The following is a 23,925-nucleotide window of genomic DNA, read 5'->3' on the forward strand; positions in this document are numbered from 1 at the left end:
CCCCTCGAGGACTTTAAAAAATTCGGTTCTGCCTTCGGGCCGACAAGCCGACCGTCGTTGGCGCCCCACTGCCGCCACACCTTGCACCCCCTGCCCCCCTCGCCTAAACACCGGCCGCAATCCGGAAACACTGGCCGGAACAACTGACCGGGACCAACGGCCGGAACCACCGGCATGACGGGCGGGCCATGCTGCAGACCCCTTATTATCTGATCGACGAGACGCGCCTGTTGGAGAACATGCGCGTCATGGACGCGGTGCGGCAGAAGTCCGGCGCCAAGGTGCTTCTGGCGCTGAAGTGCTTCGCCGCCTGGTCGGTGTTCGACCTGATGGCCGGACACATGGACGGGACCACCTCGTCCTCGCTCTACGAGGTGCGGCTCGGGCGGCAAAAATTCGGCGGCGAGACGCATGCCTATTCGGTGGCCTTTGCCGATCACGAGATCGCGGAGGTCGTCTCCCATGCCGACAAGATCATCTTCAACTCGGTCTCGCAGCTCACCCGCTTCGAGGCCGAAAGCGCTTCGATCGCAAGGGGCCTCAGGCTGAACCCCGGCGTCTCGACCTCCTCCTTCGATCTCGCCGATCCCGCCCGGCCGTTTTCGCGGCTCGGCGAATGGGACACGACGAGGGTGGAAGCCGTGTTGGACAAGATCTCCGGCTTCATGATCCACAACAACTGCGAGAACGGCGATTTTTCCCGCTTCGACGCCATGCTGGCACAGATCGAGGCGAAGTTCGGCCATCTGTTTGAACGGGTCGACTGGGTGTCGCTCGGCGGCGGCATCCACTTCACCGGCGCCGACTATCCGGTGGAGGCGTTCTGCCGGCGGCTGAAGGACTTTGCCGCACGATACGGCGTTCAGGTCTATCTCGAGCCCGGGGACGCGGCGATCACCAGGACGACGACGCTGGAGGTGACGGTGCTCGACCGGCTCTTCAACGGCAGGGAGCTGGCGATCGTCGACTCCTCCGTCGAGGCGCACATGCTCGACCTTCTGATCTACCGGGAGAGCGCCAGGATCTTGCCGAACAGCGGGCCGCACGAAGTGATGATCTGCGGCAAGTCCTGCCTTGCCGGCGACGTCTTCGGGACGTTTTCGTTTCCGCAGCCCTTGGAAATCGGCGACAGGATCTCCATTCAGGATGCGGCCGGCTACACCATGGTCAAGAAGAACTGGTTCAACGGCGTGACGATGCCGGCGATCGCGGTGAAGCGGCTCGGCGGCCATGTCGAGGTCGTGCGCGACTTCAGCTATGACGACTACGAACAAAGCCTCTCGTAAGGCCGAATGCGGAAGGTCCTGAAGGGGAACGAGATGAAGAAGAACGTGCTGATCATCGGCGCCGGCGGCGTCGCGCAGGTGGCGGCGCACAAATGCGCCCAGAACAACGACCGTCTCGGCGAGATCCACATCGCCTCGCGCACGCTGTCGAAATGCCAGGCAATCGTCGCCTCCGTCGCCGAGAAGGACGCAATGAGGGTGAAGGACGGGGTGATCTCGGCGCATCGGCTCGACGCGCTCGACATTCCCGCGACCATCGCGCTCATCCGCAAGGTGAAGGCGGAGATCGTCATCAATGTCGGCTCGGCCTTCGTCAACATGGCGGTGCTGTCGGCCTGCATCGAGACGGGCGCCGCCTATATCGACACGGCGATCCACGAGGACCCGCTGAAGATCTGCGAGACGCCGCCCTGGTACGGCAATTACGAGTGGAAGCGCCGCGCGGAAGTCGAGAAGGCCGGAATCACGGCGATCCTCGGCGCCGGCTTCGACCCCGGCGTCGTCAACGCCTATGCGCGGCTCGCCGAGGACGAGTATCTCGACGAGATCGCCTCGATCGACATCGTCGACGTGAACGCCGGGACCCACGGCAAGTGGTTCGCGACGAATTTCGACCCGGAGATCAACTTCCGCGAATTCACCGGCGTCGTCTATTCCTGGCAGAACGGCGCCTGGCAGACCAACAAGATGTTCGAGATCCCGCGCGAGTGGGACCTGCCCGTCGTCGGCAAGCGCCCGACCTACATGACCGGACACGACGAGATCCACTCGCTGTCCGCCCGCTACAAGGACGCCGACGTGCGCTTCTGGATGGGCTTCGGCGAACGCTACGTCCAGGTCTTCACGGTGTTGAAGAATCTCGGGCTCCTGTCAGAGCAGCCGGTGAGGACCGCCGAGGGCCAGGAGGTGGTGCCGCTGAAGGTGGTGAAGGCCTGCCTGCCGAACCCGGCGGAGCTTGCGCCGCAATATGAGGGCAAGACCTGCATCGGCGATCTCGTCAAGGGCCGGAAGGACGGCCGCGCGCGGGAGGTCTTCATCTACAACGTCGCCGACCACAAGGCGGCCTTCGAGGAGGTCGGCAGCCAGGGCATTTCCTATACGGCCGGGGTGCCGCCGGTGGCCGCGGCGCTCTTGATCGCCAATGGCACCTGGGACGTCAAGAAGATGGCGAATGTCGAGGATCTGCCGCCGAAGCCGTTCCTCGAACTTCTCGGCAAGATGGGCCTTGCGACGGAGGTGAAGGTCAATGGCGAGGACGTGGCGCTGAAGCTCGCGGCCTGAGCAGGGGCCGGCGTCGAGAACCTTCGGCAGCGAGGAAAGGCGGCGACGCGGGCCGCCGCCGCCTTCCTCCCATGGTCACTTCTGGATGCAGGTGTCGACGGTGTCCTTGGTGCATTCGTCGAGACCGGTGAACACCGGATCCTCGACCGTCTTGCCGTCGATGAGGTCGATCATCACGCTCGGCGCCTTGTAGCCCATCTCAAAGGGACGCTGGCCGACCAGCGCCGTCACCAGGCCTTCGCCGGCGATCGCCACCTCGTCACCGATCGTGTCGGCCGCGCCGACGACGAAATCGCCGCTGGCGATCCGGTCGGCATAGGGCTTCATCAGATCGCGATAGGGCTGCGGCGCGCCGAAGAGCGGCCAGCCGCCCATGATGCCGAAGGCGTCGAGCTTGGGATTGGCGGCGAGGATGTCGGTCATCGCCTGGACGCCCTTGGCGCCGTCGTCATTGGTGAAGACCGGGCAGCCCGAGACCTCGGTCCAGCCGCCTTCGCCGGCAAGCGCCGAAAGCCCTTCCTGCCCGGACAGCGCGTCGCGCATGCCCTGCGCCCGGCGCAGGATGTTGTCGGCGCCGGGATTGCCCTCGATGGTGCAGATCGTGCCGCCCTTCGGTTTTTGCTGCTTGATGTATTCGCCGATCTTCTTGCCCATCAGGTAGTTGTCCGTGCCGAGATAGGTCTTGCGCAGATCGGCGTCTTCCTTGGCGAGATCGGCGTCGATCGTCATGATCGGGATCGAAGGGCTCGCGACCTTCAGCGTCTGGGCGATCAGCTTGGCGTTGGACGGCGAGATCGCCATCGCGGCGGTGTCGGCGCGGCCGAGCATGTCCTGGACGATCTGCGCCTCGCCGGCCTCGTCCGAGGTCGAGGCGGGGCCGGTGTAGAAGCACTCGTAGTCGGACGAGGCGTTCTCCTTGTTCCATTTTTCGCAGCCCTGATGGATGGCCTCGAAGAACGGGTTGTCGAGCCCCTTGACGACGATGACGAGCTGCTTCTTGGCGAGAGCCGGACCCGCGCCGAGCGCCATGACGGCTGCCGCCACGGCAACGAAGAGTTTGGTTTTCTGCACTTTGGTCCTCCCAGGTGTCGTCCGCCTCCATGCCCGACGCGATGGTTTCGGCGGAAGGAGCGGCTCTTGCGGCCGCTGTCTCGATCCGACCGCGCGGCGCGGTCGGCGATTGCGCTGCACATCCCTCCCGAGCTGCACATCCTCCCGAGATGCACATGGCCCCGAGCTGCCGGCGCCGACGCGCCCGTGCCCTCCGGTCCGCCCTCCGGTCCGTGCAGGCCCTGCCGCCGCCCGACCTCGGACGCGCCACGCTCCGGCACCGCCCCACAGCACATGCTGCAAAGCAACATGAACAGAGGAGGCGTTCGACTTGCACCTCATGCAGACGCGGCAGTATTGCAGTGCAAAAACGAAGTGACGATCTGGCTTTATCTAAGCCCGAGGCAGAACGAGGGTCAACTGAATTTCTCCGACCGCAGTAAAAATTGCAGCAGGGACGACGATGGCCGCCGAATCCCGTTGACGTCCGCGGACCGACAGTGCCTTATCTGCGCGGCGAGAGCGGGTTGCGGGAATCTGCCCCGAGCGGCGGCGGAACTTGCCTTTGCGTCAGTTTGAGTGGGCCGACGGACGGTGCTGCGGCGCCTGCGGCGGGTCCCGGTGTTTCGGGCGGCTCCCGGGAGGGTGACGAGGCGTGACGGTTCTCGAACTCAGCAACGTGTCGAAGCATTTCGGCGCGATCCAGGCCGTCAACGACGTGTCCTTCGCGCTCGCTGCCGGCGAGGTCGTCGGCCTGATGGGCGACAACGGCGCCGGCAAATCGACCCTCGTGAAGATGATCGCCGGCAACTTCCGGCCGAGCCACGGCACCATCCGCATGGAGGGCAAGGTGCTCAACATGCACAGGCCGGTGGACGCGCGCGGGCACGGCATCGAGATCGTCCACCAGGACCTCGCGCTCTGCGACAATCTGACGGCCGCGGCCAACGTCTTTCTCGGCCGGGAGCTGAAACGCGGCTTCGGCCCGTTCGGCATTCTCGACTATGCGGCGATGTATCGCCGGGCCGGCGAGATCTTCGCCGAACTGAAGTCGGAAACCCGGCCGCGCGACCTCGTCAAGAAGATGTCGGGCGGCCAGCGGCAAGCCGTGGCGATCGCCCGCACGCGGCTGTCGGACGCGAAGATCGTCCTGATGGACGAGCCGACGGCGGCGATCTCGGTGCGCCAGATCGCCGAGGTCCTCGCCCTCATCCGCCGGCTGCGCGACCAGGGGATCAGCGTCGTCCTGATCAGCCACCGCATGCCCGACGTCTTCACCGTCGCCGATCGCGTCATCGTCATGCGGCGTGGCCGCAAGGTCGCCGACAAGAAGATCGCGGCGAGTTCGCCGGAGGAAGTGACGGGACTGATCACCGGCGCCATCGAAGCCGCCTGAACGTCTCTTCCTTCGCGCCGGAACCGGACGGGCCGTTTCGAGACCTTCGCCGCATGCGCCGCGATCGGCCCGGCAGCGGGTGTCGGGCAACCGCGGCGACTGACCGGAGGCCGAAGACGCCGGCGACGGGCAGAGCATGAACAACGCGAGCGGGAGGCTCACTCTCTTGGCAATCACCCTCAACCAGTCGATCGACCACCGCCAGCACAGCCGGCTGAGCGCCCTCGTCGCCAGCCAGACCTTCTGGGTGGTCGTCGCGCTCTGCCTCGCCTGCCTCTACCTCTCCTTCGAGACGGATTCCTTCGCGACGTCGAAGAACCTCTACAACATCACCCGCAACGTCACCTTCACCGCGATCATCGCCCTCGGCATGACGATGGTGATCATCACCGGCGGCATCGACCTGTCAGTCGGCTCCGTCCTCTGCCTCAGTTCGATGATCCTCGCGATCACGATGCATGCCGGCCATTCGATCGAGGTCGGCATCCTCGCCGCGATCGGCACCGCCCTCCTCGTCGGAGCCTTCAACGGCATCCTGATCGCCTATCTGAACTTTCCGCCCTTCGTGGTGACGCTCGGCATGCTTTCGCTGGCGCGCAGCCTGGCGATGGTCGCGTCGAACAACACGGTCGTCTTCGAGTTCGGCCCAGATCATCAGAAGCTGCTTTCGCTCGGCGGCGGGGCGTTCTTCTTCGGCATCGCCAATCCGGTCATCTACATGGTCGTGCTGGCACTGATCTTCGGCTTCGTGCTCCGATGGACGAAGTTCGGCCGCCACCTCTTCGCCATCGGCGGCAACGAGCACGCCGCCGTCCTCACCGGCGTGCCGGTGCGGCCGATGAAGGTCGCGGTCTACATGATCTCGGCCCTCACCGCCGGCATCGCCGGCATCATCCAGACCGGCTGGCTCGGCGCGGTGACGACGAATATCGGCGCCGGAATGGAACTCCAGGTGATCGCCGCGGCGGTGATCGGCGGGGCCAATCTCGCCGGCGGCGTCGGCACGGCCTTCGGCGCGCTGGTCGGCGCGGCGCTGATCGAGGTCATCCGCAACAGCCTCGGCCTTCTCGGCATCAGCGCCTTCTGGCAGGGCGCCTTCATCGGCGGGGCGATCATTCTTGCCGTGCTGTTCGACCGGCTGCGCAATCTGCGCATCAACGATTGACGCTGCGTCGCAGCTGCGCTCCCGCCGGCAGGCTGGCCGGAACGCGCCGGCGCCACAGCTTGCCCTGACACCGGGCCGAGACACCGGGCCGAGACACGAGGCCCCGCCACGGGGTTCTGACATGGGCCGGCGGTCGACGCCGCCGCGTCCTTTTCGACACCCGGCCCCGCAGGCCCCGAAGGCAGGGTCCGCGTCGGGCGCCCACTTGCAGAATACGGGAGTTCATCAAATGGCAAAGCGCATCGTTTTCACCGGCGGCACCGGCAAGGCCGGCCGCCACGTCGTGCCCTATCTCGTCGGCAAGGGGCATCGGGTGCTCAATGTCGACCTCGTTCCCTTCGAGCATGAGGGCGTCGACAATCTCACCGCCGACATCACCGACAGCGGCCAGATGTTCGACGCGTTGTCCTGCCATTTCAACATGACGGAATTTGCCACAGGCAAGGGCCCCGCCCCCATCGACGCGGTGGTCCACTTCGCGGCGATCCCGCGCGTCCTGATCAAGCCGGACAACGAGACCTTCCGGGTCAACACGCTCGGCACCTACAACGTCATCGAAGCGGCCGTGAAGCTCGGCATCCGCAAGATCGTCATCGCCTCATCGGAAACGACCTACGGCGTCTGCTTTGCGGAAGGCGACAAGGATTTCCACGGCTTCCCGCTCGAGGAAGACTACGACATCGATCCGATGGACAGCTACGGCCTGTCGAAAGTCGTCAACGAGAAGACCGCGCGGGCCTTCGCCATGCGCTCCGGCGCCGACATCTACGCCCTGCGGATAGGCAACGTCATCGAGCCGCACGAATACGAGATGTTCAAGGACTTCCTGAAGGATCCGATGTCGCGCAAGCGCAATGCCTGGAGCTATATCGACGCCCGCGACCTCGGCCAGATGGTGGATCTCGCCATCGCCAAGGACGGCCTCGGCTTCGAGGTGTTCAACGCCACCAACGACACGATCACCGCCGAGCTGCCGACGGCCGAGTTCCTGAAGAAATACTGCCCGCAGATTCCGATCACCCGCGAACTCGGCGAGTGGGAGGCGCCGCTTTCCAACCGCAAGATCCGGGAGGTGCTCGGTTTCAAGGAAGAGCACGACTGGCGGAAATACGTCTCGGTCTGAGGCTGGCATTCCATGAGGGCGGGGCCAAGGAGCCTTCCCTGTCCGCTCCCTCGCACGGCCCTGAAGCGCGACCTGCCGGCGGCAGGGCGACGGCAGGGCGGCGACACGTGTCGCGCGGTCAGAACGGCTTGGCCGTCATCACGAAATAGGCGAGGACGACGAGCGCCAGCATGGCGATCGACAGGCCGATCGCCGTCCCCTTCTCGCCGCTCGCATAGGCTCTGCGGCTCTTCGCGCCGAGGATCGGATAAGCGACGAGGACGACGATCCCGACCCAGGTGAAGATCTGCCCGGCCCAGTCTGGGTTGAAGCCGACGAGGCCGAGGCCGAGCAGGCCGACGAGGCTGACGATCGCCACCGCGCCGACATAGACCGCCTTCCTCCAGCCGGCGACCGCCGCGACGGCGCCCGACGGCCCGGCGAGCGCGACGCCGGTCCAGCCGAGCGACAGAAGAAGGGCCAGCATGGCGAGCCCGCCATGGGCCTTGACCAGAGTTTCGTACATTTTCGTCCCCTCGTTCGAATTTTCCGGAAAGCGTCGGCAGCCATGTCGTCCGGCGCCGCCGGATTGGCAAGTGCGGCATACCGTTCGCCGCCCGCCTGCGGCGCCTCGCCGCCGTCGCCGGATGCCCGAGCCGGAAATTCCGTTGGACGCGCCTCGCCCCGGGTGGACTCTTTCCTTCCGCGCGGTCAATCCTTAGCCGGACAGCAAGGCCGTGACCGGCCGTGAGCGGAGCAGGGCATGGCCTATATCGACCCGATCATCAACTTCATGAACGACATATTCTGGGGCTACGTGCTGATCTACGGGCTCCTCGCCGTCGGCATCTATTTCACTTTCCGGCTGCGCTTCATCCAGATCCGGCATTTCGCCGAATATTTCAGGGTGGTGAAAGGCAGCCGCGGCGGCGACAAGGCGGGCATCTCGCCGCTGCAGGCGCTGACCGTGTCGCTGGCGAGCCGCGTCGGCACCGGCAACCTCGCAGGCGTCGCCGTGGCTCTGACGCTGGGCGGGCCGGGGGCGATCTTCTGGATGTGGATGGTCGCCATCGTCGGCATGGCGACGGCCTATGCGGAATCGACCCTCGCCCAGCTCTACAAGATCCGCAACGAGGAGGGACAGTATCGCGGCGGACCGGCCTTCTACATGTCGCACGGCCTCGGCCTGCCGTGGCTCGGCGTGATCTTCTCGCTCAGCCTGATTCTCGCCTACGGCCTGATCTTCAACGCCGTGCAGGCGAATTCGATCGCCGACGCCGTCGAGGCCGCCTTCGGCTTCGACAAGCTGTGGATCGGCATCGGCCTCGCGGTCATCTCGGCGATCGTCATCTTCGGCGGCATCCGCTCGATCGCCAACGTCGCCGAGATCGTCGTGCCGTTCATGGCGGTCGCCTATCTGGCCGTCGCGATCTACGTGCTCGCCGTCCACATCACCGAGGTTCCGGCGACGCTCTGGCTGATCGTCAAGAGCGCCTTCGGCTTCGAGGAGGCGGCGGGCGGCTTTGCCGGCGGCATCACGGCGGCGATGCTGAACGGCGTGAAGCGCGGCCTGTTCTCCAACGAGGCCGGCATGGGTTCGGCGCCGAACATCGCCGCCGTCGCCACCCCCGATCCCCACCATCCGTCGTCGCAGGGGCTGGTCCAGGGCCTCGGCGTGTTCATCGACACGCTGCTGATCTGTACCGCGACGGCGCTGATGATCCTCCTGTCCGGCATCTACACCCCGGGCCAGGACGTCACCGGCACCGAGCTCACCCAGAACGCCCTTTCGGCCCATATCGGCGGCTGGGGCCAGTATTTCGTGGCGATCGCGATCTTCTTCTTCGCCTTCACCTCGATCATCGGCAACTACTCCTATGCCGAAAACGCCATGACCTTCCTCGGCGCCGGCAACCGGATCTGGCTGGGCATCCTGAAGATCGGCCTGCTCCTGATGGTCGTCTGGGGTTCGCTGGTGAAGGTCGAGACGGTGTTCAACACCGCCGACGCCTCGATGGGCCTGATGGCCTCGATCAACCTGATCGCGATCGTGGCGCTGTCGGGGACGGTGGTGAAGCTGACGCGGGACTATTTCCGGCAGAAGTCCTCGGGTCTCGAACCACGCTTCGACAACGACGACTATCCCGAACTCCAGGGCAAGATCGACGGCACCATCTGGACGCCGCACGGCGACATCGAGAAGGTCTGAGACGAGATCCGCTCGATCAGAGCGGGGTTCGTATCAAGCCCGCGCGGCGAATGAGCGTCTTTGTTTCCGGCATCACGAAGTGATCTGCCGGAAACCGTATGAGGGGCCTCGAAGGCAGAACGTTTCAGCCCCCTGCCTTCGTCTCCGGCCCGTCGCTCGGTTCCTTCGAGCGTCGGTACGGACTCCCGTCAAACCGATCATGGAAAGCTTTATCGAATTCGCTTATATGTAGAACGAGGTTTTGCCCGACACGCGTTTGAGAATTCCGGGGGTTCGTCGGACAGGGAGGATGCTTCGTGAAAGTCACGCGGGACGGCAAGAAGAGCAGGCCCGGTCGAAGCTTCATCGTGAGAGACACCCGCTCCGGGCACCTCTCCGACGTCATGAGCGTACCCGGTCGCGGCGACGTGACGATCGTGACGCGCGCTTCCTTCGCCTCGGCGATGGATGCCGCCGGAAATCGGCTCCGTATGGCGATCGAGAACACGGGCGGGTGGAAATCGAAGTGAATCAGACGCCGGCCCCGCCGGAGCCTCATTACAATCCGATCTTCGAAAGGCTGGTGAATGTCGATCAGCCGATGGCGGAGAATCTCTCCGGCATGATCGCCTACTGCCTCTACAAGATCGCCAAGCGCGAGTGGGCGACGGACTTCTTTCAACGGAATGGTCGAAAGCCGAACGAAACCGAACTGGACGAATATCTACGCACCTGGACGACCACCAGAATCGCCGGCGCCGAGAAGGAAGCCGATGCCGTCCTTCTGGATTTCGCAGGCTCGGTCGTCGACGAGAATACGCCGCGCATTCGAGAAGACGCCCTGCGTGGAACTTTCTGGGGGTCGGTCTGGACGTCCTGCCTTGCCGCCTTCCTTTACACGGTCTTCCTGATTGGCGCGGCGGTCATCCTGAAGTCCGCCGGTATAGATCTCCTGTCCATCGTCCAGTCCGTTCGATCGGGTTGAACCAGACGACATCGACGATCGCAAATCACCCCGTCGCCGCGAAACATTCCAGCTCCGCTTTCGGCTGCCTTTCCATCGCCCGCCCGTCCCTTTATGACCGGCCGCTCATCAAGAACGCGGGCTCAAAGGGGAGAAGGCCATGGCAGAGGCGAGGCGCATCGACGGCAAGGCGGCGGCAGCGCGGATCATCGAGAATGTGACCGCGGAGACGGCGGCCCTGACGGCAAAGACCGGCACCGTGCCCGGGCTCGCCGTCGTCATCGTCGGCGAGGACCCGGCGAGCCAGGTCTATGTCGGCTCCAAGGCGAAGACGGCGACGGCCTGCGGCTTCAAGTCGATCAAGCACGAGCTGCCGGCCGAGACCAGCGAGGCGACGCTTCTGAAGGTCGTGCGCGATCTCAACGAGGACGCGGAAGTCCACGGCATCCTCGTCCAGCTTCCCCTGCCCGAGCACGTCGACGAGGCCAAGGTCATCCAGACCATCGATCCCGACAAGGACGTCGACGGCTTCCACCTGATCAATGTCGGACGCCTGTCGACGGGCGATACCGCCGCGGCCTTCGTGCCCTGCACGCCGGCTGGCTCGATGCTTTTGATCCGCGAGGTGCTCGGCGACGACCTCTCCGGCAAGAACGCCGTCGTCGTCGGCCGCTCGAACATCGTCGGCAAGCCGATGGCACAGCTGCTTCTGGCGGCGAACGCGACCGTCACCATCGCCCATTCGCGCACGAAGGACCTGCCGGGCGTCTGCCGCGGGGCGGACATCCTCGTCGCCGCCGTCGGGCGGCCGGAGATGCTCACCGGCGATTACGTCAAGGACGGCGCGGTGGTGATCGACGTCGGGATCAACCGCATCGAGGCGCCGGAGAAGGGCCTCAAGGAGGACGGCACGCCCAAGACCAAGCTCGTCGGCGACGTGAATTACGAGGAAGCGGCCCGCAAGGCGGCGGCGATCACGCCTGTGCCGGGCGGCGTCGGGCCGATGACCATCGCCATGCTGATGGCGAACACGCTGCGCTCGGCCTGCCGGTCGGCAGGGATCGAGGCGCCGAAATTCTGAGGATGAGAGGCGGAGGATCCCGCCGCACCGGGCTCGCGTCGCCGGAGGCTGCGAACCGGGATCGGAAAGCCCAGGTGGGACGGTCCGACCCCTTGCAGGATCGAACCGTCCGAGTCGCCTCCCCGGCAACTCCCGCCGCGGCAGCGCGTTTCTTCGCTGCTCTCCGTGGGCTTCCACGAAACGGTCAATACTATGGCGCGGCGACCGGCGGTAGTGACGCAAATCCTCTTCCCCAAGGATTTGGCAACTCTCGTTACCGAATGGTGAATTCATCCACAGGTGATGCTGCCGACGGGCCTTGGCCGCTTGCAGAGATACCCTCGCGCGCGCCCGTCCGGCTTCGCCCGGAGGCCGGCGACGGCATCGGCCCGGGAATCGCAATCGCATTCCGGAACGCGCGGCGCCCCGAAACGAAATGACGGGCCGGCATTCGTGGGACCGAAGGACGCCGGGCGGCCTTTCCGGTCACAGCTTGGCGGCAAGGCCCTTCGACGGCCAGCACGTCTCGGAAAGGCCGAGCCTTGCCTCCGCCTCGCCGATCGAGCGGCGGGTCTTGAAGCCCGCCAGCCCGTCCACTGCGCCGACGTCCATGCCTTCGGCGACGAGCTTCTTCTGCATGCGGAAGACGTCGCCGCGGGTCAGCCCGTCGGTCTTTCGCCACGTGCCCTCGAGCGGCCCGCTGCCGCCGATCCGATCGGCGACGTGGCCGACGAACAGGGCATAGAGGTCGGAATTGTTGTATTCCTTGATGACGTAGAAATTCGGCGTCGCGACGAAGCTCGGGCCCAGCCGGCCGGCGGGAAACAGGAGATGTCCGGCGCCGGAGAGTTCCTTCGGCGGGAACGGCCGGCCCGAGACGCGCTCGACCCCGAGCTTGACGAGATCGGAGATCCGGAAGGTCCTGTCGGGCCCTTCGTTGCGGCATGAGACCCCGGCAGGGATGCGCGCCTCGAAGCCCCAGTCGCGCCCGGCCTGCCAGCCGGCCGCCTTCAGGAAGTTGGCGATCGAGGCGAGCGTGTCCGGCACCGAGCCCCAGATGTCGCGGCGCCCGTCGCCGTCGAAGTCGACCGCGTATTTCAGGAATTTGGTCGGCATGAATTGCGGCTGGCCGAGCGCACCGGCGATGGAGGACTTCATCTCCGACACCTTCAGGTGCCCGTCCGCGACGATCTGCAAAGCCGCGAGAAGCTCCTCGCGGAACATCGCCTTGCGCCGGGAGAGGAACGCCTCGGTGCCGAGCACCCGGAAGGCGTCGAGCGGGATCTTCGCTCGGCCGTAGGCCGACTCCCGCCCCCAGATCGCCAGGACGACCGGTGCCGGCACGCCGTAGCGCTTCTCGATCTGGGCGAGCAGGCCGCGATACTTCGCGGCGAGCGCCTTTGCCGTCGAAACGTTCGCGGCGACCGCGCGCTCGGAGAGATAGTCCGCACCGCTCTTGAACTCGGCCTGGAAGTTCGTCTCGGCGACGGTGTCCTTGCCGCCCGGCAGGACGAGGTCCGGCAGCGTCGTGTCCGGCGAAACGCCCTCGAAGGCGGCATCGAAGACGGCGCGCGGCACCCCCCGCTGCTTCGCCGCCGGCCAGATGTCCTCGTCGAGGAAGCCGCGGAACGCCTCGTCGAGGGACGCGGCGCGCGCCGGCAACGCGAGGACGAATGCGGCAGACAGCACGACGAGGGCTGCGGCGGCGAGTACGGGGAGGCGGCGGAGAAAGCGGTCTGACATACCCTTTGATAGCGGCGCCCGGCCCGCGCCGGAAGCCCCGTCGACGCGCGGACGACCTGCTCTGATGCCTCCGGCGGCAGGAGCTGCGGCAGAGCGGGAACCATGCCGCAGACCCGCTCCGTGCTTCCCTCGCCATCCCTGAGCGACGAGCGAAGCAGGCGTCCGAAACGCAAACGGCCCGGCGTCGAAGACGCCGGGCCGTCGCAAGATCGAGTGCCGGTCTTCCCGGCTCCCGCATTCCTCAGGTGTTCATCTTGCGCATGTCGTTGATGAAGTCGCGCGGCAGATGCAGCGGGCTCGGGGTCTTGTAGCCCATGTGGCGGGCGACGTCGGCGACGAAGGCGCTGCAGTTGTAGGTCAGCGCGTTCCAGACCGGGCTGCGCGCCTGGAGCTTGTGGATGTAGGGCACGATCTCGTTGTACTGCGCCGCGGTGAGCGGGATGGTCCACTCGGCCAGGAGATAGGCCTTCTCGCTGTCGCCGTCGCTGGCGCCGGTCTCGGACGGAACCGGCACGAAGTGGCCCAGCATGTAGGGCACCACGCTGGTCGAGGCCGGATGCAGGCCGGCGATTTCGGTCATGCTCGGCACGAGCACGCCGCGCGAATCATAGGGAACGTGGCCGCTGGCGTCGAGCCTGCCGAACACCACGAAGGTGTGGCCGTAGCTCTCGGCGTTGCGGGCGCGGAAGGAGATGAAATACGGCTTGGCGAGGCGCGACTGGCCCTCCTCGCTCGGCGCGAAGGCAGCCGGCTGGACGAGGCTGTCGGTGGCATTCGCCGGCGCGCCGGCCATGACCGTGTTGTTGCCCGAGGCCGTCGAGGTGCATCCGGCAAAAGCCAGACAGAGACATGCAGCCGCCGCGAGCCGCAAGAATGAGGGAAGCATAGTGCTGCCTTTCTAGAAAACGAAACGTGATGACCGACTTCATCTTGTTGTCGATCGGTCAACATCCATGACGCTTATAAGGCGCTCGACCTGATCAGGAAGCGCGGCGTGGCGTCATGTCACGCTGTCGATACTCCAGCCATGGAGTTCAGCGCGGGTTTTTCCTTCGGCGAAAGACAAGCGACCGATCGGCCGGCCGAGGAATGCGCTGCGGTTGGTTCGGTTCCAGGACCGAACGCCCGGCGGCCCTAAGGCCGCTCGGGCGAATTGACGGGGAAGGCCGCGAACGACCTTCCCCACACCTGAAGGGGATCAGCCCTTGGTGACGTAAGCCGGCTCGGAGTAGGCCGGCTCGACCGGGGCCTTGCCCTTGCCCTTGCCGATGCCCTTGCCCATGCAGCCAGCGAAGGTTGCGAGAGCGAAGCACGCGACCGATGCGATGATGACTTTCTTCATAGTAGCTACCTATCAGTGCCTGACGGTTGGTTGCCGCAGTTCAAATTCCCGACGCGTTTGCGGCCGGTGCGTTCGGAACCTGTTGCCAAAACCAGCTAGCGGCAAGTGCTCAAAAGCCACAGTCCTTGCCGAACGTCCGAAGCCTAGCGGGTTCATCGTTAACAATTTGTTTCGCGACTGTTTTCCAAAGTCAGCAAAGCCTTTCGGAACATGGCGATGCGACATTCGGATCACAGCCGGAGAGACGGATGGGGGAGCGTTGCCGGCCCGCCGCAGGGGCCGGCAAATCGCCGCCGATCGCACCGCAAACTCCGCTTGAACCGCGCCTGGCGGGCGCGACCGTGCCTTCCGGATGCGGGCTGATTCGCGGCCCAGCGACGCGGGCCACACCCGCCCCTTCCTTCAAGCAACGGCAAGAATTGTTCAGGCGAAGTCTTTGGGCGGCAAGGGCTCAGTGCGCCACCGGCGCCGGCGGGACGACCGTCCCCGCGGCCTGCGCGCCCGGCGCATTCTCGATCGCGACCTGCGATTCGGTGACGAGCGTCGAACCCGGCGGCCCCTTGATCACCACCCGCGCCTCGCGGATCGCCTTGCGGTTCTGGCCGAGAACCGTCGGGCGCTCGGCCTCGGCGAGAAGCTCGGCCGGCCGGCCGGTGGCCTCCGCGAACTTCGCGCCGAGTTCCCCGCGGGTGTTGGCGCAGTTCTGATACGCCGTCTCCGCGACGACGTCGTCGGAAAGACCCGGCGTCACCACCTGCTTGACGCTCTCGTCGTAATTGCAGAAGGCGTCGGCTCGAAGCGCGATGTCGAGTTCGCCCGAGACCGGCCCGTATTGCTGCTGGATCACCGCCTTTCTGGCGGCGTAGTCGTTCAGATAGGTCTTGCGCAGCGCCAGCCGGCACTGGGCGTAGACGAGCTCCCCCGGCCGGATCAGCAGGCTCTGGCAATGGGCGTCGTCGGCCGGCGCCTCGAGATCCATGGCGTCCTCGACGCCGCTGGTGGCGCAGCCCGCAAGGCCGCCGGCCAGAAGGATCGAAACGGCGGCGACAGCCATCATGCGCATCGGACGGGTTTCCATTCAGTCTCTCCGGCCGCAGCATCCGGCCGCTTTCTTAAAGCGGGCGGACGGCGGCGGACCTTCGGCGATTTCGATGATGCGGCGGCAACCCCGTTCGGGAACCGACCGGCCGCGGCGCCGCGGCCTCGTCGTCGAGCGAGGCGCCGGGCTTTCGACCACACGAAGTTCATTGCGGCGAAGGTGTGACGAAGCCGCCGCCGGCCCCTCGTTCCGCTGCGAAAAAATCCTGGCTATTGCGCCGGAACCACCTTGCGGACCTCGGCCTCCAGCGCCTCGGTCGTCTTCTTGGCGGCACAGGTGCGGGTCGGGCTGACCACGACCTGCTGGTCGAGTGCGCCGCGATCGAGCGGGCAGACCGCGTCGGCGAGGTCGGGCGCGACCTTCACCGTCAGCGGAATGTCCGAGATCTTGCGCGAAAGCTTGGCGGCGAGAGAAGTCCGCACCTGCCAGTCGCCGAGCGACACCTCGACCAGCACCTTGTCCGGATCGCTGGCGATCGGATCTTCGGCCGCAGCCGCCGGGCTCTGTGCCGACTGGCCGAAGGCCGGCGCGTGCAGCGCCGCGAGCGCCGCGAGCGCAAAAAGGCCGGCGCCGACCGCCCGCGCCTTCCGCCCGGCCTTACGCTTTGCTTGGATAATCACCGCGAAACCTCTCGAAATCCGCCCGTGGCGCCGTGCGGGGACCCCATTTGCCCCCGCAGCGAAGGCGCCGCATCGTCCCTGCCGCCAAAGGCTGGAGCCGGGTCCGGCAAAGTCAAATCGCCCGCAGGGAACGCGCGCCCTGACGGCCCCGACGCAAGGGCACCCCGGCGATTTTCCGGAAAAACCTGCGAGCTGAAGCGCCGAACGGACGATCGATCCTTCGCATCGCCCAATAGAACATCGCCGCCCGAGCGAAATATCATGGCTGCCATGCCATTGTGCGCCGCAGCATGAAGGAATAGGTCTCGGATCAACAAGACATTTTGAAGCAACGAGGCCGACTATGAAACTGAAGATCATCACCGCGACCGCACTCCTCGCCGCCGCGACCGCCGCCCATGCCGGCGACCTGAAGCCCGAGGCCGGCCAGACGATCCGGCTCGGCACCGTGCAGGGGGCCGCCTACTACACCGTCGAGGGGTCCGGCCTCAGGCTGGTTGCAACGCTCGCCGACGGCGAGAGCGGAACGCCGCTGCGCTTCGTCTCGACCCTTTCCGACGGCGAGACGACGACCATCGCCGTCCCCGGGACCGGCGGCGCCGAGCCGGCGACCCTGACCTTCCGGCGCATCGGCGACCGCGTCGCGGTCGAAAGCGGCGCCGACCTGCGGGCCGCGCTGACCGACTGAGCGAACTCTGTCTTGCCGCTGCGCCCGGCCCGGCCCGGCCGGGTGCGGCGGCCTCGTGAAGACGGCCGGTGCGAAGGGGCGCGCACCGGCCGTCTTCGCGTTCGCGGGCAAAGCCGTTCGGCCGGCCGGGCCGGGATATGCGAGGCGAGGTCGGCGGCACCCGCCACGCGGGCCCGGCTTTCGTGGCCCGACCGGCTTTTGTTGCGGTGCGTTTTTTGGCATCGTGGCGCCATGACCCAGATCCGACCCGGCGCGGACGACGCCCTGATCATCGTCGACGTCCAGAACGACTTTTGTGCCGGGGGTGCCCTCGCGGTGCCCGGTGGCGAAGCTGTGGTGCCCGTGGTCAACCGCCTCGCCGCGCTGTTTCCCGTCGTCGTCCTGACCCAGGACTGGCACACGCCCGGCCACGTTTCCTTCGCCGCGACCCACGGCCGCCAGCCCTTCGAGACCATCGATCTTCCCTATGGCCCGCAGGTGCTGTGGCCCGACCACTGCGTCATGGGTTCAAGCGGCGCGGCCTTCCACGCCGGCCTCTCGGTGCCGACGGCGCAGCTGGTGGTGCGCAAGGGCTATCATGCCGACATCGACAGCTATTCCGCCTTCGTCGAGGCCGATCACGCCACCCCCACGGGGCTCGCCGGCTATCTGAGGGAGCGCGGCGTCGCGCGGATCTTCGTCTGCGGCCTCGCGACCGACTTCTGCGTCGCCTGGACCGCGATGGACGGCCGCAAGGCCGGCTTCAAGGTCTGCGTCGTCGAGGATGCCTGCCGCGCCATCGACCTTGACGGCTCGCTGGCGCGTGCCTGGAAGGAGATGGGCGACCTCGGCGTCGCGCGCATCGGCGAAGCCGCGTTCGCGCGGGCATGACCGCGGCGATCTTCATTCTCACCGGCGCCGGCATTTCCGCCGAATCCGGCATCGACACGTTCAGGGACGCCGGCGGCCTCTGGTCGCGGGTGCGGCTCGAGGACGTCGCGACGCCGGAAGGCTTCGCCCGCGATCCGGACACCGTGCACGCCTTCTACAATGCCCGCCGCGCCAGCCTTTCGGCCGCCCGGCCGAACCCCGCCCATCTTGCGCTCGCGCGGCTCGAGGCGGAATTTGCCGGCCGCCTCACCCTCGTCACCCAGAACATCGACGATCTGCACGAGCGCGCCGGCTCGCGCGACGTCATCCACATGCACGGCGAACTCGCCCGCTCGCTCTGCGCCCGTTGCGGCGACAGGCGAGCGGCCGCCGGCGACCTTTCGACCGGCCTTTCCTGCGCCGCCTGCTCGCGTGTCGGCGGCCTGCGGCCGGACGTCGTCTGGTTCGGCGAGATGCCCTACCGCATGGACGAGATCGAGGCGCGGCTCCTCGACGCCGATCTCTTCGTCGCGATCGGCACGTCCGGCGCGGTCTACCCGGCTGCCGGTTTCGTTTCCGAGGCCCGGGCGGCCGGCATCCGCACGCTCGAACTCAATCTCCAGCCGTCGGACGGGAGCTGGCTCTTCGACGAGACCAGGCAGGGCCCGGCCTCGACGCTCGTTCCCGCCTTCGTAGAGGCCGTCCTCGCCACCGGCCGGCCGTGACAGGCTCCGCTCAAGATTGGCGTGCGAGCCTTGATCCTTCGCAGGACGCGACAGCCAGGCATTCGGACTGATCGCCGGCGACAGGAATGAACGCAGGACCCGCGCGCCGCATCCGCGCCGCTTTGTCGTTCGAAACTTATCCGAGTGCCGGCATGGGGCAAGCGCCCCGGGAAGATGCAAGGCGGGTGATCGCGGCCGAGGATCACGGCGAAGGTGATTGCCCGGCCCCTCTGGTGCGCCTTGTCCGGCGCCGCGCATGCGACCACTTGATTCAAGGTCGCCGGGATGAAACTGTTTTGCAGTGCAGTATGGCAGGCGCGGCGCGGCGGATCGGATTTTCCAGCGCGCGCATAGTTCCCCAGAAGAGCCGCGAACGCAAGGGGCAAAGCCGGGATTTTTGGAAATTTAATGATTGTTTTCAACGGTTTGACATGTAGCATGGTGAGTGGACGGGACTGATCGGCGCGCCTTCGCGCAAGGCTCGAAGCGTGCCATGGCGAATGGAGGTGGGTGATGAGCACATTGTTCGACCAGTACGCCAGGACCTACGAGCAGCGGCGCGAAACGCTGATGTCGCTCTCGCAGTTTCTCGAGAAGTGCCGTGAGGATCCGATCCTCTATGCCGGGCCGCACGAGCGGCTTCTCGCCGCCATCGGCGAGCCGGAGATGGTGGACACCTCGCAGGAATCGCGCCTCGGCCGCATCTTCCAGAACCGCACCATCCGGACCTACCGGGCCTTCACCGACTTCTACGGCATGGAGGAAACGGTCGAGCGGATCGTCGCCTTCCTGAAGCAGGCGGCCCAGGGGCTCGAGGAGCGCAAGCAGATCCTCTACCTGCTTGGCCCTGTCGGCGGCGGCAAATCGTCGCTCGCCGAGCGCATCAAGTCGCTGATCGAGGATCAGCCGATCTACGTGCTGAAGGCCGGCGAGGAGCTGAGCCCGGTGTTCGAGAGCCCGCTCGTGCTCTTCGATCCCGAGACGATGGGCGAGACGATCGAGGCCGAATACGGCATTCCCCGCCGCCGCCTCAGCGGGCTGATGAGCCCCTGGTGCGTCAAGCGGCTCGACGAGTTCGGCGGCGACATCTCGAAGTTCAAGGTCGCCAAGCTGATGCCCTCGCGGCTGAAGCAGATCGCCGTTGCCAAGACCGAGCCGGGCGACGAGAACAACCAGGACATCTCCTCGCTGGTCGGCAAGGTCGACATCCGCCGGCTGGAGACCTTCGCCCAGAACGATCCCGACGCCTATTCCTATTCCGGCGGCCTCAACCGCGCCAACCAGGGCGTCCTCGAATTCGTCGAGATGTTCAAGGCGCCGATCAAGATGCTGCATCCGCTGCTGACCGCGACTCAGGAAGGCTCCTATGTCGGCTCGGAGAACATCGGCGCGATCCCCTTCACCGGCATGATCATGGCCCACTCCAACGAATCGGAGTGGAAGAGCTTCAAGAACAACAAGAACAACGAGGCCTTCATCGACCGGATCTACGTGATCAAGGTGCCCTACTGCCTCAGGGTCGACGAGGAGACCCGGATCTACGACAAGCTGGTCACCGGCTCGGAACTCGCAGAGGCGCCCTGCGCGCCGGACACGCTGGCGATGCTGGCGCGCTTCGCGGTCCTCTCCCGGCTAAAGCCGCACGAGAACTCCTCGCTCTACGCCAAGATGCGCGTCTACAACGGCGAGAGCCTGCGCGAGGTCGATCCCAAGGCCCGCACGCTGCAGGAATATCGCGATGCCGCAGGCGTCGACGAGGGCATGAACGGCATCTCGACGCGCTTCGCCTTCAAGGCGCTTTCGGCGACCTTCAACCACGACACCGAGGAAGTCGCCGCCGATCCCGTCCACCTGATGTACGTCCTCGAACAGGCGGTGCGCCGCGAACAGTTTCCCGAGGACGTCGAGAGCGACTATCTGGAGTTCATCAAGGCCGAGCTCGCGCCGCGCTATGCGGAGTTCATCGGCAACGAGATCCAGAAGGCCTATCTCGAGAGCTACCACGACTACGGCCAGAACCTCTTCGACCGCTACGTCTCCTATGCCGACGCCTGGATCGAGGATCAGGACTACAAGGATCCCGACACCGGGCAGCTGCTCGACCGCGACCTGCTGAACCAGGAGCTCTCGAAGATCGAGAAGCCGGCCGGCATCGCCAATCCCAAGGACTTCCGCAACGAGGTGGTCAAGTTCTCGCTGCGCTCACGGGCGGCGAACCGCGGCCAGAACCCCTCCTGGACCAGCTACGAGAAGATCCGCGACGTCGTCGAGAAGCGGATGTTCAGCCAGGTGGAAGACCTGCTGCCGGTGATCTCCTTCGGCTCGAAGAAGGATTCCGAGACCGAGAAGAAGCACAACGAGTTCGTCGACCGCATGGTCGAGCGCGGCTTTACGCCAAGGCAGGTGCGGCGACTCGTCGAATGGTATATGCGTGTCAGGCAGGCAAGCTGAGCGCACTCGGACTTCCACTGGATCGGCCATGCATATCATCGACCGTCGTCGTGATCCGGGGGGCAAGAGCCTCGCCAACCGCCAGCGCTTCATGCGGCGTGCCCGCGCGCTGGTGAAGCAGGCGGTGCGCGAGGCCTCCGGCGCACGCAAGATCCGCGAGATCGACGGCGGCGGCGCCGTCACCATCCCGGCGGACGACGTCCACGAGCCGAGCTTCCATGCCGGCCGGGACGGCGGGATGCGCGACTACGTGTTGCCCGGCAACAAGAAGTTCGTGGCCGGCGACCGCATCCAGCGGCCGAAGCAGGGCCAGGGCTCGGGCTCCGAAGGCAGCCCCGACGGCGAGGGCGAGGACGGCTTCCGCTTCGTGCTGTCGCGGGACGAGTTCCTCGACCTGTTCCTCGAAGATCTCGAACTGCCGAATCTTGCCAAGCGCCAGGTGCTCGGCGACGCCGTCGAAAAACGCCATCCCGCGGGGTTCCGCACCTCCGGATCGCCGGCCTCGCTGTCGGTCGGGCGCACCATGCGGCGCAGCCTGTCGCGCCGCATCGCGCTGAAGCGGCCCAACCCGGCCGAGCTCGACAAGATGCGCCGCGAGCTCGGCGACCTCGAACGCGACGGCGACACCTCCGGCCGCATCGCCGTCCTCAAGGCCGAGATCGAACGCCAGGAGCGGCGCGCCAGGGTGATCCCCTTCATCGACCCGGTCGACCTTCGCTACCGGCGCATCGAGGTGACGCCGGAGCCCATCGCCCGGGCGGCGATGTTCTGCCTGATGGACGTGTCGGCCTCGATGGACGAGCACATGAAGGACCTCGCCAAGCGGTTCTTCTCGCTGCTCTACCTGTTCCTCACCCGGCGCTACCGGCAGGTCGAGATCGTCTTCATCCGCCACACCCACGAGGCCAAGGAGGTCGATGAGGAGACCTTCTTCCATTCGCGCGAATCCGGCGGCACGGTGATTTCCTCGGCGCTGATCGAGATGGCCAAGATCGTCAAGCAGCGCTTCCCCGCCGACCAGTGGAACATCTACGCCGCCCAGGCCTCAGACGGCGACAATCTCTCCTCCGACAACGCCCGCTCGGTGGCGCTGTTGCGCGAGACGATCCTGCCGATGTCGCAATACTACGCCTATCTGCAGGTGGGGCGCGGCGACTTCGACCGCGAGGACGGCGTCTTCGCCCGCCAGGAGACCACCCTCTGGCGCGCCTATCAGGAACTGGTGCGGCCGAACCTGCCGATGGCGATGCGCAAGGTGAACGACCGGCGCGACATCTATCCGGTGTTCCGCGAACTCTTCGAGCGCCGCGACGAACCGGCGGAGGCACGCTGATGGCGAGGGCCAGGAAGACCACCAGCGCCGCGCCCCCGGCCGCGATGCCGCGCGAGCCGCTCTTCACCGGCCGGGACTGGGACTTCGACCTGCTCGACCGCGTCTACGGCGCGATCGGCGCGATCGCCGACAGCGAGCTGAAGCTCGACATCTATCCCAACCAGATCGAGGTGATCACCTCCGAGCAGATGCTCGACGCCTACGCCTCGACGGGCATGCCGCTGTTCTACAAGCACTGGTCCTTCGGCAAGCACTTCGTCAGGAACGAGACGCTCTACCGCAAGGGCTGGCAGGGCCTCGCCTACGAGATCGTCATCAACTCCAGCCCCTGCATCGTCTACATCATGGAGGAGAACTCCGCGACGATGCAGACGCTGGTGCTGGCGCACGCCGCCTTCGGCCACAACCACTTCTTCAAGAACAACTACTGCTTCAAGCAGTGGACCGACGCCACCAGCATCCTCGACTACCTCGCCTTCGCCAAGAACTACGTCGCGGCCTGCGAGGACCGCTACGGCCAGGAGAACGTCGAGCAGATCCTCGACGCCGCCCACGCGCTGATGAGCCACGGCGTCCACCGCTATCCCGGCAAGCACGCCCTCGACCTGAAGTCCGAGCAGCGGCGGCTCGAGGAGCGCCAGGCCTTCGCCGAACAGCACTTCTCCGATCTCTGGCGCACGCTGCCGAAGACCGCCAGCCGCAGGAAGCGCGACGGCGAGGACGAGCGGCGCCGCCAGATGCTCGGCCTGCCGGAGGAGAACATCCTCTATTTCCTCGAGAAGAACGCCCCGCGCCTCGCCCCCTGGCAGCGCGAGCTGATCCGCATCGTCCGCCAGATCGCCCAGTACTTCTATCCCCAGCGCCAGACCAAGGTGATGAACGAGGGCTGCGCGACCTTCACCCACTACCGGCTGATGACAAGGCTGCACGAGGCCGGGCAGATCACCGACGGCGCCTATCTGGAATTCCTGCACTCCCACACCAGCGTCGTCTTCCAGCCGGAATACGACGACCCGCGCTATTCCGGGATCAACCCCTATGCGCTCGGCTTCGCCATGATGGAGGACATCGAGCGCATCGCTCTCGCTCCGACGCCGGAGGACCGCGCCTTCTTCCCGGATTTCGCCGGCTGCGGCGACGCCTATGGCGTGCTGCGCGACGCCTGGGCGAACTATCGCGACGAGAGCTTCCTCCTGCAGTTCCTCAGCCCCGCCGTGATCCGCAAGCAGAAGCTCTTCCGGCTCATCGACGATGCCGAGGACGAGGAGATCGTCGTCGCCTCGATCCACGACGAGCGCGGCTACAAGGCGGTGCGCCGGTCGCTGTCGCGGCAGTTCGACGTCGGGCGGCAGGACCCGGACATTCAGGTGGCGGACGTCGATCTCGCCGGCGACCGCAAGCTGATCCTGCACCACAACGTCGTCGACGGCGTCACCCTCGACGGCAAGGACGCCGCCAAGGTGCTGCACCACCTCGCGAATCTCTGGGGCTACGACGTCAAGCTCCTGGAGATCGAGGACGGCGCGACCATCGCCGCCCATGACGGCTCGCCGTCGCGGGCGTTCCGGTAGGGGCGCCTCGGC

Annotated in this window: 22 protein-coding genes and 1 pseudogene; 16 read left to right on the plus strand and 7 right to left on the minus strand. The window is 66.2% G+C overall.

Features of this window, described 5'->3' with window-relative positions; genetic code table 11:
* Positions 1–188: 188 nt before the first annotated feature.
* Together J1C47_RS09850 and J1C47_RS09855 are read left to right on the plus strand one after the other, a co-directional pair.
* The gene (locus J1C47_RS09850; RefSeq protein WP_207350586.1) at positions 189–1,286 is read left to right on the plus strand and encodes a carboxynorspermidine decarboxylase; all 1,098 of its coding nucleotides are present in this window, start codon (positions 189–191) and stop codon (positions 1,284–1,286) included.
* Between the two features lie 33 nt (positions 1,287–1,319).
* On the plus strand, positions 1,320–2,567 hold the full coding sequence (locus tag J1C47_RS09855; protein ID WP_207350587.1) for a saccharopine dehydrogenase family protein: 1,248 nt from the start codon (positions 1,320–1,322) through the stop codon (positions 2,565–2,567).
* A 75-nt stretch (positions 2,568–2,642) separates the two neighbouring features.
* On the opposite strand, the gene J1C47_RS09860 is transcribed toward J1C47_RS09855, so the two are convergent.
* A complete protein-coding gene (locus tag J1C47_RS09860) occupies positions 2,643–3,596 on the minus strand; it encodes a sugar-binding protein (RefSeq protein WP_207350682.1) in 954 nt (317 codons plus the stop codon).
* A gap of 596 nt (positions 3,597–4,192) precedes the next feature.
* On the opposite strand from J1C47_RS09860, the pseudogene J1C47_RS09865 reads away from it, so the two are divergent.
* The 3 genes and pseudogenes from J1C47_RS09865 to J1C47_RS09875 all read left to right on the plus strand — a co-directional run bounded on the left by J1C47_RS09865 (position 4,193) and on the right by J1C47_RS09875 (position 7,301).
* Positions 4,193–5,013, plus strand: a pseudogene (locus tag J1C47_RS09865) (ATP-binding cassette domain-containing protein).
* A 166-nt stretch (positions 5,014–5,179) separates the two neighbouring features.
* Entirely contained in the window at positions 5,180–6,178 is a 999-nt protein-coding gene (locus J1C47_RS09870) for an ABC transporter permease (RefSeq protein ID WP_207350589.1), read from the plus strand.
* Positions 6,179–6,407: 229 nt separating this feature from the next.
* Positions 6,408–7,301, plus strand: a complete 894-nt coding sequence (locus J1C47_RS09875) for an NAD-dependent epimerase/dehydratase family protein (protein WP_207350590.1) — start codon at positions 6,408–6,410, stop codon at positions 7,299–7,301.
* A gap of 118 nt (positions 7,302–7,419) precedes the next feature.
* Here J1C47_RS09875 and J1C47_RS09880 read toward each other — a convergent pair whose 3' ends face one another.
* A complete protein-coding gene (locus tag J1C47_RS09880) occupies positions 7,420–7,806 on the minus strand; it encodes a hypothetical protein (RefSeq protein ID WP_207350591.1) in 387 nt (128 codons plus the stop codon).
* Between the two features lie 246 nt (positions 7,807–8,052).
* Here J1C47_RS09880 and J1C47_RS09885 point away from each other — a divergent pair, with 246 nt between their 5' ends.
* The 4 genes from J1C47_RS09885 (at position 8,053) to folD (ending at position 11,513) form a co-directional block, all read left to right on the plus strand.
* Positions 8,053–9,489 (plus strand): amino acid carrier protein, encoded by a 1,437-nt coding sequence (locus J1C47_RS09885; RefSeq protein ID WP_207350683.1) that lies wholly within the window; start codon positions 8,053–8,055, stop codon positions 9,487–9,489.
* Between the two features lie 296 nt (positions 9,490–9,785).
* A complete protein-coding gene (locus J1C47_RS09890; RefSeq protein WP_207350592.1) occupies positions 9,786–9,998 on the plus strand; it encodes a hypothetical protein in 213 nt (70 codons plus the stop codon).
* Positions 9,983–10,453, plus strand: a complete 471-nt coding sequence (locus J1C47_RS09895; RefSeq protein ID WP_210382286.1) for a hypothetical protein — start codon at positions 9,983–9,985, stop codon at positions 10,451–10,453. Before J1C47_RS09890 ends, J1C47_RS09895 begins: the two co-directional genes overlap by 16 nt.
* 139 nt (positions 10,454–10,592) lie before the next feature.
* Positions 10,593–11,513 carry a bifunctional methylenetetrahydrofolate dehydrogenase/methenyltetrahydrofolate cyclohydrolase FolD gene (gene folD / locus J1C47_RS09900; protein WP_207350593.1) on the plus strand — a complete coding sequence of 307 codons (921 nt, stop codon included), beginning with the start codon at positions 10,593–10,595 and terminating at the stop codon, positions 11,511–11,513.
* 465 nt (positions 11,514–11,978) lie between these two features.
* Here folD and J1C47_RS09905 read toward each other — a convergent pair whose 3' ends face one another.
* The 5 genes from J1C47_RS09905 to J1C47_RS09925 form a co-directional block, all read right to left on the minus strand.
* Positions 11,979–13,235 carry a lytic murein transglycosylase gene (locus tag J1C47_RS09905; RefSeq protein ID WP_207350594.1) on the minus strand — a complete coding sequence of 419 codons (1,257 nt, stop codon included), beginning with the start codon at positions 13,233–13,235 and terminating at the stop codon, positions 11,979–11,981.
* A gap of 241 nt (positions 13,236–13,476) precedes the next feature.
* Positions 13,477–14,121, minus strand: a complete 645-nt coding sequence (locus J1C47_RS09910; protein ID WP_207350595.1) for a hypothetical protein — start codon at positions 14,119–14,121, stop codon at positions 13,477–13,479.
* A gap of 312 nt (positions 14,122–14,433) precedes the next feature.
* A complete protein-coding gene (locus J1C47_RS09915; RefSeq protein ID WP_134762510.1) occupies positions 14,434–14,577 on the minus strand; it encodes an ABC transporter in 144 nt (47 codons plus the stop codon).
* A 451-nt stretch (positions 14,578–15,028) separates the two neighbouring features.
* The gene (locus tag J1C47_RS09920; protein WP_207350596.1) at positions 15,029–15,655 is read right to left on the minus strand and encodes a hypothetical protein; all 627 of its coding nucleotides are present in this window, start codon (positions 15,653–15,655) and stop codon (positions 15,029–15,031) included.
* 230 nt (positions 15,656–15,885) lie between these two features.
* Positions 15,886–16,296, minus strand: a complete 411-nt coding sequence (locus J1C47_RS09925; RefSeq protein ID WP_207350597.1) for a hypothetical protein — start codon at positions 16,294–16,296, stop codon at positions 15,886–15,888.
* Positions 16,297–16,639: 343 nt separating this feature from the next.
* On the opposite strand from J1C47_RS09925, the gene J1C47_RS09930 reads away from it, so the two are divergent.
* From J1C47_RS09930 to J1C47_RS09960, 7 genes are all read left to right on the plus strand, one after another.
* Positions 16,640–16,984, plus strand: a complete 345-nt coding sequence (locus tag J1C47_RS09930) for a hypothetical protein (RefSeq protein ID WP_207350598.1) — start codon at positions 16,640–16,642, stop codon at positions 16,982–16,984.
* A gap of 231 nt (positions 16,985–17,215) precedes the next feature.
* Positions 17,216–17,854: a bifunctional nicotinamidase/pyrazinamidase gene (pncA, locus tag J1C47_RS09935; protein ID WP_207350599.1), complete on the plus strand. Its 639-nt coding sequence runs from the start codon at positions 17,216–17,218 to the stop codon at positions 17,852–17,854.
* On the plus strand, positions 17,851–18,558 hold the full coding sequence (locus J1C47_RS09940; RefSeq protein ID WP_207350600.1) for an NAD-dependent deacylase: 708 nt from the start codon (positions 17,851–17,853) through the stop codon (positions 18,556–18,558). Before pncA ends, J1C47_RS09940 begins: the two co-directional genes overlap by 4 nt.
* A gap of 86 nt (positions 18,559–18,644) precedes the next feature.
* On the plus strand, positions 18,645–18,995 hold the full coding sequence (locus tag J1C47_RS09945; protein WP_207350601.1) for a hypothetical protein: 351 nt from the start codon (positions 18,645–18,647) through the stop codon (positions 18,993–18,995).
* Positions 18,996–19,071: 76 nt separating this feature from the next.
* Complete coding sequence (locus tag J1C47_RS09950) at positions 19,072–21,009, plus strand: PrkA family serine protein kinase (protein ID WP_207350602.1); 1,938 nt, start codon at positions 19,072–19,074, stop codon at positions 21,007–21,009.
* A 28-nt stretch (positions 21,010–21,037) separates the two neighbouring features.
* Positions 21,038–22,342 carry a YeaH/YhbH family protein gene (locus J1C47_RS09955; protein ID WP_207350603.1) on the plus strand — a complete coding sequence of 435 codons (1,305 nt, stop codon included), beginning with the start codon at positions 21,038–21,040 and terminating at the stop codon, positions 22,340–22,342.
* Positions 22,342–23,913 carry a SpoVR family protein gene (locus J1C47_RS09960; RefSeq protein WP_245396478.1) on the plus strand — a complete coding sequence of 524 codons (1,572 nt, stop codon included), beginning with the start codon at positions 22,342–22,344 and terminating at the stop codon, positions 23,911–23,913. Before J1C47_RS09955 ends, J1C47_RS09960 begins: the two co-directional genes overlap by 1 nt.
* The last annotated feature ends 12 nt before the right edge of the window (positions 23,914–23,925 follow it).

The organism is Jiella sonneratiae (genome assembly GCF_017353515.1).
Taxonomy (GTDB): Bacteria; Pseudomonadota; Alphaproteobacteria; order Rhizobiales; family Rhizobiaceae; genus Jiella; species Jiella sonneratiae.